The sequence below is a fragment of the Blastococcus sp. SYSU D00813 genome, from assembly GCF_054050735.1.
The window spans coordinates 125635-139202 of sequence record NZ_JBJGZX010000004.1 but is presented as its reverse complement, the minus strand read 5'-3'; the positions used below and the strand labels follow the sequence as shown (position 1 = coordinate 139202).

Sequence of the window (13568 nt, the reverse complement as noted above, 5' to 3'; positions counted from 1 at the left end):
GCGCGCAAGCGCCGGGTGGTTGGGCGTGTCCCCGCGCCGGACGGCAGGATGGACCCCGACATGGGGAGTGCAGCACGTGCGGAGGCGGTCGCCCCGCAGAGGACCGGCCGACCGCTCCGGGCGTGGCAGCAGGCCGCCCTCGAGCAGTACGAGGAGCAGTCCCCCAAGGACTTCCTCGTCACCGCGACCCCGGGCGCCGGCAAGACGACGTTCGCCCTCACGCTGGCCGCCCGGCTGCTGTCCCGGCGTGAGGTCGCCCGCGTCGTCGTCGTCGCGCCGACCGACCACCTGCGCCTGCAGTGGGCCGAGGCCGCCGACCGGATGGGCATCGTCCTCGACCCGAACCTGACCAACGCCGTCGGTCCGGTCCGCGCCGGCACGCAGGGCTACGTGACCACGTACGCGCAGGTCGCCGGCAAGCCGATGCTGCACGCCGCCCGGGCCACCGCCGTGAAGTCCCTGGTCATCCTGGACGAGGTGCACCACGCCGGCGACGGCCTCTCCTGGGGCGAGGCGATCGAGGAGGCCTACGGCATGGCCGCGCGCCGGCTGTGCCTGACCGGGACGCCGTTCCGCACCAAGCCCGACGAGCGCATCCCCTTCGTCCGCTACGAGGAGGACACCTTCGAGGGCGAGGCCGGCGGTCTGGTCAGCCGCGCCGACTACACCTACGGCTACAAGGAGGCGCTGGCCGACAGCGTCGTCCGCCCCGTCGTCTTCGCCGCCTACACCGGCACCGCCCGCTGGCGGAACTCCGCCGGCGAGGTCGTCGCCGCCTCGCTCACCGAGGCCGGCACCAAGTCGGTGGAGATGCAGGCCTGGCGCACCGCCCTGGACCCCAAGGGCCAGTGGGTGCCGCACGTCATCGCCGCGATGGACGACCGGATCACGCACCTGCGCGAGGAGGGTGGCATGCCCGACGCCGCCGGGCTCATCCTCGCCAGCGACCAGGACGACGCCCGCGCCTACGCGCGCATCGTCAGGCGGGTCACCGGCAAGGCGCCGGAGCTGATCCTCTCCGACGACCCCAAGGCCTCGAAGAAGATCGAGCGCTTCGCCACCGGGTCGGCCCGCATCGCCGTCTGCGTCCGGATGATCTCCGAGGGCGTCGACGTGCCCCGCGCCGCCGTCCTGGCGTGGATGACCTCCTACCGGACGCCGCTGTTCTTCGCCCAGGCCGTCGGCCGCGTGGTCCGCGCCCGCGCCGCCCACGAGTCGGCGACGGTGTTCCTCCCCGCGGTGCGGCCGCTGCTGTCGCTGGCCGCCACCATGGAGGAGCAGCGCAACCACGTCATGCCGCCGCCCAAGAGCCAGCCCGACGAGGAGCTGGAGGCGCTCGACCTCCCCCCGCGCGAGCCGCGCGAGGGCGAGATGAAGCAGTGGGAGGCCCTGGAGGCCGACGCCCGCTTCGCCCACGTGCTGCACAGCGGGACGGCGCACACCGGTGAGGGCTCGGGCGCCGTGGCGCTCGCCCCGGAGGACGACGACTTCCTCGGCATCCCGGGCCTGCTCACCCCCGCGCAGACGGCGGAGCTGCTGGCCAAGCGGGACGACGAGCTGCGGCTGCGCGTCGCGCAGAGCTCCCGCGCGGAGGACGGCGACTTCATGATCGTCGAGGACCACCCCGACGAGGACGACGCCGGCCGCTCCTGGCGCGACGCCGCCGAGCTGCGCCGCGAGATCAACCGCCTGGTCAGCCGCGTGTCGGCGAAGACGTCGACACCCCACGCGGTGGTGCACACGCAGCTGCGCCAGCAGGTCCCCGGGCCGCCGTCGGCCTCGGCCTCGGTCGACGTCCTCCGCGCCCGCCGGGAACGCCTCCGCACGATGCTGTGACGTCGCGGTCCTCCGGACCGCACCGCGGCCAGGTGCCGCCCCGGCCTGCGCTGAGCCGCTGCCGATGTCCCGGTCGGGAGGCCCTCCGGGCCCCCACGACGGGGCCACCCCGGCTCCGCGCCGTCCCCGGCACCCGCGGACCCGGCGCCGTCGCGTGCGGGGTCCGCGACGGCCTCAGCCGGCGGAGGGCTCCGCGGCGGGCAGGAGGCCGCGGGCGGCGGCCAGGGCCACGGCCTCGGTGCGGCTGCCCGCGCCGAGCTTGGCCAGGATGTTGCTGACGTGCACGCTCGCCGTCTTCTCGCTGATGTAGAGCTCCGTGCCGATCTGCCGGTTGGTCCGGCCGCGGGCCAGCAGGCCGAGCACCTCCACCTCGCGGGGGGTGAACACCGCCGCGGCGTCCGGCAGCCGGCCGAGGCCCGGCACGTCGACGGCGAGCCGCGCCCGCCGGGCCAGCGCGGTCACCGCCTCCTGCAGGGGTCGCGCGCCCAGGCGCACCGCCACGTCGGCGGCGAGCTGCAGCGCCTCCCGCGCCCCGTCGCGGTCGCCGGTGGCGAGCAGCGCCTCGGCCAGCCGCCACCGGGAGCGGGCCTGCTCGTGGACGTCGCCGTAGCCGAACCCGTCGACGGCCGCCCGCCAGGCCTGCGGCGCCGGCCGCCCGTGCAGCCGCTCCTGCTCGGCCTGCACCCGCAGCAGCCACGCCGTCCCCTCGGCCCCGTACGGGCCGACCTCCCGCACGTGGTCCTCCACGGCCGAGCGCGCGAGCCCGACCAGCGCGTCGCCGCGTGCGACCCACGCCCCCTCGGCCGCGGCGTCCCCGGCCGCCCGCGCGGCGGCGGCCGCGTCGGCGACCGCGGCCAGGGCCAGGGCCACCAGCCGGACGACGGCCAGCCGGTTGCTCCCCCACAGGGCGCGCAGCCGCGCCGCCACGCGCTCGGCCTCGGCGGCCGCCGTCTCGGCGTCGCCGGCCCGGGCGGCGACGTCGATGGCCGGGCCGGCGGTGGCCAGCATGAGCAGCACGTGCGCGTCCAGGCGGGCGGCCAGGCCGCGGGCCCAGGCGATCCGCTCCGGTGCCGCGGGGTCGCCCCGGCCCACCAGGACCAGCAGGCCCGCCGCCCGCACGTGCGCCGCCATCTCCGGCACCCGGGCCAGCCGTTCGGCCAGCGCCAGGCTGCCGTCCCAGTCCCCGGTCACGTAGCGGGCCACCACGCCGAGGTGGCGGATCTCGGCCGCGTAGAACATCCACGGCATGCCGAGGCCCTCCGCCCGGGCCAGCGCCGCGTCGACCCAGCGCAGCGCCGTGGCGACGTCCCCCTCCTCGTAGGGGACGGTGGCCAGGTTGAACAGCACGCGCATCTCGACGTCGCGGTCGCCGGAGCGGCGGGCGCGGTCGAGCGCGTCCTCCAGGCGCACGCCGCCCGACCCGCCGCCGCGGCTGCGCACCAGCGTCACCGCGGTGTCGGCCCAGGCGCTGTCCAGCCCGAGGGCGTCGGCCGCGGCGAGCGCCTCCTCGGCGGCGGCGTCTCCCTCGGCCCACAGGTCGAGGTCGTAGCAGGTGCGGGCGTGGGTCGCCGCGGCCCACGTGCGCGCCGCCGACGGCGGGGACGGCGGGACCAGCGCCATCGCCCGCGAGCTCTCGCGGTGGGCGGCGGCCTGGTCCTCGATCCGGCCCAGCGCCTGCGCCAGCGTGTAGTGCACGCGCGCGAGCGTCACGCGGTCGCCGTCGGGCCCGAGCAGGTCGCGGGCGGAGTGCAGGAACGCCACGGCCCGGTGCAGCTCGCCCCCCGCCCGGGCCGCGGCGGCGGCCTCGAGCAGGAGGTCGGCGTGCTCCCGGCCGGTCAGGCCCGCCGGGTCCGCGACGGCCGGCCAGAGGCCCAGCGCCGCCTCCAGGTGCTGCAGCCGCTCCGCCGGGGCGCCCACGCGGGCGGCGTCGGCGGCGGCGTCCAGCGACGCGGTCAGCGCGGTGGGCAGGTCGTTGCTCTCCCGCGCGTGGTGGGCGCGCTCGGCGGCGGTGCCGGCGCCGGGGTCGGCGGCCAGGTGCGCGGCCACGGCGGCGTGCAGCCGCACCCGCTCCCCCGGGAGCAGGTCGGCCAGCACGGCCTCGCGCAGCAGGGCGTGCCGGAAGCGGTACCGGCCGTCGGCGGAGACGACCAGCAGGTGGGAGTGCACCGCCTCGGTCAGGGCCGGCTCGAGCTCGGCCGGCGAGAGCCCGGAGACGGCGGCGACGAGCTCGTGGCGCACCTGCCGGCCCGCGACGGCGGCCACCCGCAGCACCCGCTGGGCCGCCGGTGCCAGCCGCTCCACCCGGGCCAGCAGCACGTCGGTCAGCGCGAGCGGCAGGCTCTCCCCTGCCAGCCCCGCCGCCAGCAGCTCCTGCGCGTAGAAGGCGTTGCCCTCCGCGCGGGCCACCACGTCGTCCACCGTGGCCTCCGGCACCCCGGCGGCGAGGTCCCGCACCAGCTGGCCGACGGCGGGGTCGGGCAGCGGGGCGAGCTCCAGCCGCTCGACCCCGGGCAGCCGGACCAGCTCGGCCAGCAGCGGCCGCAGCGGGTGGCGCCGGTGCAGGTCGTCGGCGCGGTAGGAGGCCACGAGAGCCACCGGCTCCTCGCCCAGGCGCGCGAGCAGGTAGCGGAGCAGGTCGCGGCTGGAGCGGTCGGCCCAGTGCAGGTCCTCGACGACCAGCAGCAGCGGCGTCGCGGCGGCCAGCTCGGCCAGCAGCGCGGCGACCGACTCGAACAGCTGCAGCCGCCCGTCGTCGGCCGGCAGCGGTGCGGCACGGTAGGGCAGCCGCCGGTCGAGGTCGGCGGCGTCGGCCGCGACGGGGCCGGGGACCGGGCCGCCCGCCCGGCCGGCCAGCAGCCCCGCCAGCGCGGGCGAGCCCTCCGCCGCCGGGTCGGCCGCCACCGGGCGCAGCAGGTCGACGAAGGGGAGGTACGGCAGCCCCACCTCGCCGAGGTCGACGCAGTGCCCGGTCAGCACCCGTAGGCCCCGGGCGCCGGCGCGGGCGCACAGCTCGTCGAGCAGCCGGGTCTTGCCCACGCCGGCGTCCCCGGCCAGCAGGACGGCGCTCCCGGCGCCGCCGACCGCGCGGTCGACCGACGCCAGCAGCCGGGCCAGCTCGGCGTCCCGGCCGACGAGCGGACGGTCCTCCCACTGCGGCACGCCCGGCATGGTGGCACGGGCCACCGACGGGCCGGGCGCGACGGCGGTCAGCCGGCCCGCCGGCGCCGCGACCGCCACGGGTTGCGCCGGGTGCGGGTGCCGCGGCCCAGCTCGCTGAGCAGCTCGCGGCGGTAGGCCAGCTCGGCCTCGAGACCGGGGTTGGGGTAGGCGCTGTACACGGCCGGCTCCTCGGGTCGTCCCTGTCGTTGACGAGGACGACGCTCGTGCTGAGGAGGCGGCCGCGGCATCGGCAGGTCGGGCAGTCCTCGCGGGCCCGGACGCGGCTGAGGCCCCTCAGGTGAGCTCCTGAGGGGCCTCAGCCGGGTGCGCGGTCGGGGTCCGGACCGGGCGCTGGTCGCCTCGCGGCGAGAAGCACGACGCGGCTCCAGGCCCCCGACCGAGGTCGGGGCGGTAGTCCGCGAAGGCGGTATCCAATTGGCACCCGGGGACACAGATCGCCCGGTCCGGACACCTCCGAGGCTACCCCTCCCGGCGCCCTGCGACACGGGATCAGCCGAATCCGCGGGCGTCCTGCTTCAGCGCGGTGTCGACCGTCAGCGCCGAGGCGATGACCATGCTGGCCAGCGGCTCGGGCAGCTTGTAGTGCACCTGGACGACGTACTTGTCCGCCGTCGTGAACAGGGTGCGGGCCAGGCCCTCCCAGTTCTTGGTGATCCGGGCGATCTCGGTGCCCGCCGCGTCGAGGACGGCGAAGTCCCACGCCCGCCAGTTCTCGCCCTGGATCGCGCCGACGACCTGACCGCCCGCGACCATGTCGAACCGGATCTTGCCGAAGACGTTGCCCTGCACGATCTCGCCGACCGGGGAGCCGTCGGGCCGCTCGACGAGGACCCGGGACTTCACGATCTTGGCCGGACGGGTCAGCACGAGGACCACGCCGCCGGCGTCCCGGACCTCGAGCCGGTGGGTCATGAACTGGTCGAGGCTCGAGACGAACCGCGCCGCCTTCTTGAGCCCGCTCTGCCCCACCTGCACGACGGCGCCGATCTGCTGGCCCTGAGCGTCGAGGACGGCGTACTCGTTGGTCAGCTCGATGAGCTTGGTCTTCTGGTTCACCACCAGGACCGGCTGGTCGTACAGCGACGGCCCGCGGCCGGCCGGCACGTGCTGCGCGGGCCCGTGCTGGCCCGGCGCGTGCTGCACCGGGGCCTGCGGGACCGGCGGCGGGACCGGCGCGGGGGGCGGGGGCGGCGGCGGGGCCTGCTGCTGCAGGTGCTCGGTCCAGCCCTGCCCGTCCCACCAGCGCATGCTGCTGCTGCCGCCGGGGTCGGGGTACCAGCCCGGAGGCGGAGGGGGTTGCGTCACGCCGGGCAAGCTAACGCCCCGCACCTGCCGAGGCACCCTCCGGCTCGCCGGTGCCGCCCGTGCCAGACTCCGCGGGTGGCCGACCCGACCGCCGCCGAGGCCCGCGTCCTGTCCGCCGTCGACGCCGCCTGGGCGACCGACCGGCTCGCCCGCCTGGTCGCGGTCCCGTCCATCGGCGGCACGGCCGCCGAGGTCGAGGTGCAGCACCTGGTCGGCGACTGGCTGGACGCGCTCGGCTGCGACGTCGACCGCTGGCCCATCGACCTGGCCGACGCCGCGGCGGCGCCGGACGCCCCGGGCCAGGAGGTGGCGCGCGAGGAGGCCTGGGGCGTCGTGGGCACCCTGCCCGGCGCCGAGGACGGCGACCCGGCGCTGGTCTTCTGCGGGCACACCGACGTCGTCCCGCCCGGCGACCGCGACCGGTGGGCCGGCGACCCCTTCACGCCCCGCATCGAGGGGGGCCAGCTGCACGGCCGCGGCGCCTGCGACATGAAGGGCGGGCTGGTCTCGGCGCTGGCCGCCCTGGCGGCGATCCGCTCCGCCGGCGTCCGGCTGGCCCGGCCGGTCGCCCTGCACGCCGTCGTCGGCGAGGAGGACGGCGGGCTCGGCGCCTGGGCGACCCTCGCCCGCGGGCACCGCGGCGACGCCTGCGTCATCCCCGAGCCCACGGCCGGCGCGGTCGTGACCGCGGCCGCCGGCGCGCTGACGTTCCGGCTGCGGGTGACCGGCGCGGCCGCGCACGCCGCGATGCGCGACCGCGGGGTCAGCGCGGTGGAGCTGTTCACCGCGGTGCACGCCGACCTGCTCGCGTTCGAGGCCGAGCGGCAGCTCGGCGCGGACCCGCGGTTCGGCGAGGCCCGGTACCCGTTCGGGCTGTCGGTCGGCACCGTGCGCGCCGGCGACTGGGCCAGCACCGTGCCGGACCTGCTCGTCGCCGAGGGGCGCTACGGCGTGCGCCTCGGCGAGCCGGTGGACGACGCCCGCCGCGCGTTCGAGGAGCGGGTGGCCGGGTTCTGCGCCGGTCACCCGTGGCTGGCCGCCCACCCCGTGTCGGTCGAGTGGACCGGCGGCTCCTTCGCCAGCGGCGAGCTCACCCCCGGGTCGCCGCTGCTCGACGAGGTGCGCGCCGCACTGGCCGACGCGGGCGCCGGTCCGGTGCCCGAGCGGGCCGTGGCGGCCGGCACCGACCTGCGCCTCTACGCCGCGGCGGGCATCCCGACGCTCCACCACGGCCCGGGCGACCTGCACCTGGCGCACGCGCCGGCCGAGCGGGTGCCCCTGGACGAGGTCGTCACCGCCGCCCGGGCCTTCGCGCTGCTCACCCTCCGGCGCTGCGGGGTGGCCTGATGGAGCTGCTGGGGTTCGCGGCCTGGGCGTCCCTGGCCGGCGACTCCGACACCGCGCGCACCGAGTGGGCCGCCGTGCTCGACGCCTGGGGGCAGCCGCACCGCCGCTACCACGACCGGGCCCACCTGGCCGCCGTCCTCGGGATCGTCGGGGAGCTCGAGGGAGCGGCGGCCGACCCGGCCGCCGTGCGGCTGGCCGCCTGGTACCACGACGTCGTCTACGACCCCACCCGTGGCGACAACGAGGCGGTCAGTGCCGAGCGCGCGCGGGCGGGGCTGCGCGGCCTGGTGCCGGAGGAGCGGGTCGAGGAGGTGTCCCGGCTGGTGCTGCTCACCGCCGGGCACGACCCCGACCCGGACGACGCGAACGGCGCGGTGCTGTGCGACGCCGACCTCGCGGTGCTGGCCAGTCCCCCGGCGGCCTACGCCGCGTACGCCTCGGCGGTGCGCGAGGAGTACGGCCACCTGTCCGACGAGGAGTTCACCGCCGGCCGGATCGCCGTCCTCGAGCACCTGCTCGGACTGGGGACCCTGTACCGGCTGCCGGCCGTGGCGGCCGACTGGACACCGCGGGCGCGGGCCAACCTGGCCGCGGAGCTCAGCCTGCTGCGGGCCCGCGCTTCTTCCGCCGCAGGCCCGCCGCCGACAGGCGGCTGAGCAGCTCCCGCGACCCGACCGGCTGGGCTCCGGCGGCCACCGCGTGCTCGTGCAGCTCCTCGGGGACGTCGTAGTGGTCGCCCTGGAAGGCCCGTCGCGGGATGCCCAGCTCGGCGGCGACGAAGGCGTGCAGCTCGTCGTAGGAGACGTCGCTGACCAGGTGCGACCAGCGACGGCCGCGCCACGGCCACACGGGACTGTCGATCAGCACGGCCACGGCACGAGTCTGCCCGGCGGCCGATAGCGTCGTCGGGGTGAGCGACGACGAGATCCGCTGGGGCATCGTGGGCCCGGGCCGCATCGCCGAGAGCGTGCTGCCCGACTTCGCGCACGTGGAGGGCGCCCGGGTGACCGCGGTCGCCTCCCGCTCCGCCGAGCGCGGCGCCGACTTCGCGCGGCGGCACGGCATCCCCCGGTCGCACGGCTCCTACGCGGAGATCCTGGCCGACCCCGAGGTCGACGTCCTCTACCTGGCCACCCCGCACGCCCAGCACGCCGCGGTCGCCGTCGCGGCGATCGCGGCGGGCAAGGCGCTGCTGGTCGAGAAGTCCTTCACCGCGACGCCGGAGGGCACCGCCGACGTGGTCGCGGCGGCCCGGTCGGCCGGCGTCTTCGTCATGGAGGCGATGTGGACGCGCTTCCAGCCGGCGGTGGTCGCGCTGCGCGAGCTGGTCGCCGACGGGGCGATCGGCGAGGTCCGCTCGGTGCAGGCCGACCTCGGCGTCGCCCGGGTGTACGACCCCGCCGACCGGTTGTTCGCCCTGGAGCTCGGCGGGGGCGCGCTGCTCGACCTCGGCGTCTACGTGGTGTCCTTCGCGCAGATGCTGCTCGGCTCGCCCGACACCGTGACCGTCACCGGCTCCACGTTCCCGACCGGGGTCGACGCCGAGGCGGTCCTTCTGCTCGGCCACGCGGACGGCCGGTCGGCGACGCTGACGACGTCGCTGCGGTACCCGACCCCCGGTTCCGCCCGGGTCCTGGGCACGCAGGGGTGGATCGACGTCCTCCCCCGCTTCCACCACCCGGACACCATCGTGCTGAACCGGACCGGCAGCGCTCCCGAGACGATCACCCGGCCGCAGACCGGCCGCGGCTACGCGCACGAGCTGATCGAGGTGACCGAGTGCCTGCGCGCCGGCCGGACCGAGAGCGCGGTGATGCCGCTGGCCGACACCCAGGCGGTCATGGACGTGCTCGGCCGCGCCGCCCGGGCGCTCGGTGTCGCCCACTCGGAGGACCCTGCCGCGCTCTGAGCAGGGACCAAGGTCCTTCACGGTTCAAGTTCCCCGGGGTGCTGCCGATCACAGCGGCATGCCTCTGATCACCGGTCTCACCGCTCTGGCGGCCAAGGTCGCCTCCGCCTCCACCGTCGCGCAGGTCACCTGCGGGGTGGGGATCGCCGTCGCCGGGGTGACCGGCGCCGGCTTCACCGGGGTGCTCCCCGGGACCGTCCAGGACGGCGTCGCAGGCGCGCTCGAGGTGGTCACCCCCTTCGACGTCCCCGACTCCGACGACGACGCCGTGCGCCACACCTCGGCGGACGACGACGAGAGCGACGACTCCGGGGCCGACAGCCCCGGCGACCTCGACGACTCCGACGAGGACAGCGGCGAGACGGACGACTCGGGTGCAGACAGTCCCGGCGACCTCGACGACTCCGACGAGGACAGCGGCGAGACGGACGACTCGGGTGCAGACAGCCCGGGCGACCTCGACGACTCCGACGAGGACGGCTCCGGCTCGGGCTCCGGCTCGGGCTCCGGCTCGTCGCACTCGGGGGACCCGGCGCGCCAGGCGGCCGAGGCCGAGGAAGAGGCCCGCGAGGCCGCGGAGGAGGCCGCCGAGGAGGCCGCCGAGCAGGCGGAGGAAGCCGCCGAGGAGGCCGCCGAGGCCGCGGAAGAGGCCGCGGAGGAGGCTGCCGAGCAGGCGGAGGAGGCCGCCGAGCAGGCCGAGGAGGCCGACCGCTCGGGTCACGGCGACGGGGACGACTCCTCCGACGACTGAACCGGCAGCCGCTCCTCGCCCGTCCACGCGGCGCCGCTCGCCTGGGCGGGTGAGGGCACCCGGGTCGGCGTCCGACCGGCCCGGCGGACGGCCTCGGCGAACACGACCGCGTCGGTCACCGCGTTCCCGCCGGGGTCGTTGTTGAAGTAGACGAGCACGTCCTGGTCCTCGCCGTAGGTGGCGGCGAGCCGGTCGGCCCAGATCTGCAGCGCCGCCGGCGGGTAGCCCCAGCCCGCGGCACCCGTGTGCAGCCGCAGGTAGCCCCAGTCCGTGGTGCGCCACAGCGGCGCGACCGGCTGCTCGGCCCGGTCGGCCCAGCACAGCGCCGCGCCGTAGCGCTCGAGCAGGGCGCGCACCTCGTCGGTCCACCAGCTGTCGTGCCGCGGCTCGACCGCCACCCGGACCGACGGCGGGAAGCACGCCAGGCACTCCTGCAGCAGGCCGGCGTCGGCCTTGAGCGTCGGCGGCAGCTGGAGCAGGACGGCGTCCAGCCGCTCGCCCAGCCCGGCCGCCCGCTCGAGCAGGCGGGCCACCGGCTCGGCCGGGTCGCGCAGCCGCTTGACGTGGGTGAGGAACCGGCTGGCCTTGACCGCCCAGCGGTAGTCGGGTGGGGTGCGCTGCCGCCACGCCTCGAAGGTGTGGTGCTCGGGCAGCCGGTAGAACGCGGCGTTGCTCTCCACCGTGGCGAACACGGCGGCGTGGTGCTCCAGCCACAGGCGCTGGGGCAGCTTCGGCGGGTAGAGGCGCCCGCGCCAGTCGCGGTACTGCCACCCCGACGTCCCGACGACCACCGCCACGCCGGTCGCCTACCCATCGGCCGACCGCGCAACTCGCGTCCGTCGTCGTACCCGCAGGTCGAACCGGGGGCCGGCGTCGGGGGGGACGGTCGTACGACCGATGTCGCCCCCTGGTTGGGGGGTGTGCGGGCCCCCCCGGGACGGCTGCCCGTCGTCCTCGCGGCGAACGACCTTGTCCGTGTGCCTCCTCACCCGAGCGGGGCGTACCACCGGTTCGACTGCGGAGATGTCATGACCGAGACACGACCAATCAGGCACCGCGGTCGCGGGGGCGGGACCGGAGTCACGGCTCCCTCCGCATCGCGATCGCTCCTGCACAGCAAGCGCGCCCGTCTGGCCGCCGCCGGGCTCGTGGCCGCCACGGCCACCAGCGGGCTCATCGGCATCGCCGGGAGCGCCTCGGCCGCCACGCCCCGTGGGCCGGGCAACATCGAGGTCTTCCCCGACCGCGACATGGTGGCCATCGAGGGCTACACCGCGCAGGCCGGCCAGACCGCGACCCTGACGGTCACCCGGGGCGGCCAGGTGATGGGCACCGCCACGGGCGTCGTGCCCGCGGACGGCTTCATCGAGTGGAACCACGACTCGGCGTCCTGCTTCACCGACCTGACTCCCGACATCCAGGCCGGCGACAAGGTGGCGGTCAGCTTCAGCGGCTCGACGCTGGTCGACGACATGACGGTCAGCTCCGCCAAGGTCACCGAGCTGACCGCCAGCACCCCGACCGCCGGCAACACCAACTCGGTCACCGTCAGGGGCACGTACGGCAGCGACGTGAGCCTCGACCGGCTCCAGATCGAGGTGGTCAACCCGGCGATGCGCGACGCGGGCGCCATCGGCGAGCGGGCCATCGGCTGGAGCCCCAACGAGGCGCCCGACCCGGCCGCCACGGGTTACACCGTCACCGGGACCGCTTCCGGCGGCAACTTCGAGGTCACCTTCTCGAACATGTCGCAGGAGGACCAGCAGATGGTCTTCGACGGCTCGTGGACGGCGCTGGGCTGGATGGCCGAGCCCACCAGCGGCGTCGAGCAGCAGCTGGGACTCACCCTGGCGGAGTACGGGCTGGCCAGCGGCGGCGCCCCCGGCTGCCCGGCCGGTCCGGCCGGAGCCGAGCCCCCGGCGAGCGAGTACTCCGTCGTGTGGAACAGCGACACCCAGGCGACGGTCACCTGGAAGACGGCCGCGCCGGTCGCCGGCGGCGCAGCCGTCACCGGCTACAGCGTCGAGGCCCTCGAGCCGGCGACCGCCGGCACGCAGGAGTTCCAGGGTGTCCGCGTCGGCGCGGACGCGACCCAGGCGGTCCTGAGCGGCCTGGACCCCGCCGCGCTGTACGACATCGAGGTCCGCTCGATGGTCGGCCGCGAGCTCGGCGCACCGTTCGCGCTCCTCGGCACCAGCGCCGTGCCCGGTGACACGACCGGCACGACCGGCCCGACACTCACCACGGACCCGGCGTTCAACGGGACCACCGCGGTCGTCGCCCAGAACCGCACGCTCACGCTGACCCCGGAGGCGGGCAGCACGGCGTACTACACGCTCGACGGCTCGCCGGTCACCACGGAGCCGAACGGCCGGGTCCCGGCGCCGAACGCGACGCTGTACACCGCGCCGATCCCGATCACGGCCGACAACACGCAGGTCAACGTCGTGGCCATCAACGCCGCCGGCGCCGCCACCCACGCCTCGGGTGTCGTCTCGCCGAGGCCCGCGGTGGCCGCCACGGCGCCGACCGGGGTGGCGGTCCTGGGCAGCACCGGCGCCGGGCCGAACAACAACGCCGGCACGATCACCGTGGGCTGGAACCCGGTGACCGACGCCACCGACTACCGGATCCGGGTCTTCGACCAGACGATCGGTTCGACCACCGCGCCGGTGCTGGTCTCCCAGTTCGACACGGTCGTCACCGGCGCCACCAACGGCACCGTCGTCGGCCTGCCGAAGAGCCTGCCGAACCACCGGTACGTCGTCCGCGTCCAGGCCAAGACGCCGGCCAGTGCCAACTGGGGTCCCATCTCCACCGGCAACCTGGCCAACGCGATCGTCACCGGTGACGACATCGCCGTCGAGGTCGCGATCTACCGGGCCGGTGACGAGCTGCGGATCCGCGGCACCGGCACCGTGCCGGGGTCGACGATCACGGTGCACCGGACGAACGCCGCAGGCACCGGGCCGGTGGCGACCGCCGCCGCCGGGTACCCGACCGCGACCGTCGGAGCGCTCGACGCGGGGCTGCCCACCGGCCCCTGGGAGATCGTGGTGGACCCCGCGCCGGCGACGAACCCGGGGACCCTGTGGTTCAAGTCCAGCAACGGGGACGTGATCGGTCCGATCACGGTCGAGGCCAGGTGACCGGCTCCCGGCCGGGCCCGCACCTCCGCCAGGGGTGAGCCCGGCCGGGACACACCACGACTGGACACTCCGAGGGCCCGTCACCGACACC

The 13568-nt window shown here is 76.5% G+C and carries 11 protein-coding genes; 6 read left to right on the top strand and 5 right to left on the bottom strand.

The features are described 5' to 3' along the window. Positions 1-60 precede the first annotated feature (60 nt). Positions 61-1836: a DEAD/DEAH box helicase gene (locus ACI8AX_RS04370; RefSeq protein WP_456548572.1), complete on the top strand. Its 1776-nt coding sequence runs from the start codon at positions 61-63 to the stop codon at positions 1834-1836. Positions 1837-2010: 174 nt separating this feature from the next. Here ACI8AX_RS04370 and ACI8AX_RS04365 read toward each other — a convergent pair whose 3' ends face one another. The 3 genes from ACI8AX_RS04365 to ACI8AX_RS04355 all read right to left on the bottom strand — a co-directional run bounded on the left by ACI8AX_RS04365 (position 2011) and on the right by ACI8AX_RS04355 (position 6321). Further along, a complete protein-coding gene (locus tag ACI8AX_RS04365; protein WP_456548636.1) occupies positions 2011-5004 on the bottom strand; it encodes a helix-turn-helix transcriptional regulator in 2994 nt (997 codons plus the stop codon). 38 nt (positions 5005-5042) lie between these two features. Beyond that, positions 5043-5174: a hypothetical protein gene (locus ACI8AX_RS04360; protein ID WP_456548571.1), complete on the bottom strand. Its 132-nt coding sequence runs from the start codon at positions 5172-5174 to the stop codon at positions 5043-5045. A 331-nt stretch (positions 5175-5505) separates the two neighbouring features. Further along, complete coding sequence (locus ACI8AX_RS04355) at positions 5506-6321, bottom strand: phospholipid scramblase-related protein (RefSeq protein WP_456548570.1); 816 nt, start codon at positions 6319-6321, stop codon at positions 5506-5508. Between the two features lie 75 nt (positions 6322-6396). On the opposite strand from ACI8AX_RS04355, the gene ACI8AX_RS04350 reads away from it, so the two are divergent. Together ACI8AX_RS04350 and ACI8AX_RS04345 are read left to right on the top strand one after the other, a co-directional pair. Beyond that, positions 6397-7668, top strand: coding sequence for an ArgE/DapE family deacylase (locus ACI8AX_RS04350; RefSeq protein ID WP_456548569.1), 1272 nt, complete (start codon positions 6397-6399; stop codon positions 7666-7668). After that, on the top strand, positions 7668-8324 hold the full coding sequence (locus tag ACI8AX_RS04345; RefSeq protein WP_456548568.1) for an HD domain-containing protein: 657 nt from the start codon (positions 7668-7670) through the stop codon (positions 8322-8324). The genes ACI8AX_RS04350 and ACI8AX_RS04345 overlap by 1 nt, the downstream gene beginning before the upstream one ends. Here the strand turns inward: ACI8AX_RS04345 and ACI8AX_RS04340 are convergent. Next, positions 8266-8541 carry a DUF4031 domain-containing protein gene (locus ACI8AX_RS04340; RefSeq protein WP_456548567.1) on the bottom strand — a complete coding sequence of 92 codons (276 nt, stop codon included), beginning with the start codon at positions 8539-8541 and terminating at the stop codon, positions 8266-8268. The two genes, ACI8AX_RS04345 and ACI8AX_RS04340, sit on opposite strands and share 59 nt — an antisense overlap. Positions 8542-8578: 37 nt before the next feature. On the opposite strand from ACI8AX_RS04340, the gene ACI8AX_RS04335 reads away from it, so the two are divergent. Next, the gene (locus ACI8AX_RS04335) at positions 8579-9577 is read left to right on the top strand and encodes a Gfo/Idh/MocA family protein (RefSeq protein WP_456548566.1); all 999 of its coding nucleotides are present in this window, start codon (positions 8579-8581) and stop codon (positions 9575-9577) included. 58 nt (positions 9578-9635) lie between these two features. Next, positions 9636-10328 carry a hypothetical protein gene (locus tag ACI8AX_RS04330; RefSeq protein ID WP_456548565.1) on the top strand — a complete coding sequence of 231 codons (693 nt, stop codon included), beginning with the start codon at positions 9636-9638 and terminating at the stop codon, positions 10326-10328. Here the strand turns inward: ACI8AX_RS04330 and ACI8AX_RS04325 are convergent. Then, on the bottom strand, positions 10295-11125 hold the full coding sequence (locus ACI8AX_RS04325) for a DUF72 domain-containing protein (RefSeq protein ID WP_456548564.1): 831 nt from the start codon (positions 11123-11125) through the stop codon (positions 10295-10297). The two genes, ACI8AX_RS04330 and ACI8AX_RS04325, sit on opposite strands and share 34 nt — an antisense overlap. Before the next feature lie 351 nt (positions 11126-11476). Between ACI8AX_RS04325 and ACI8AX_RS04320 the strand changes: the two genes are divergently transcribed. Continuing rightward, positions 11477-13477 carry a fibronectin type III domain-containing protein gene (locus ACI8AX_RS04320; RefSeq protein WP_456548563.1) on the top strand — a complete coding sequence of 667 codons (2001 nt, stop codon included), beginning with the start codon at positions 11477-11479 and terminating at the stop codon, positions 13475-13477. Positions 13478-13568 lie beyond the last annotated feature (91 nt).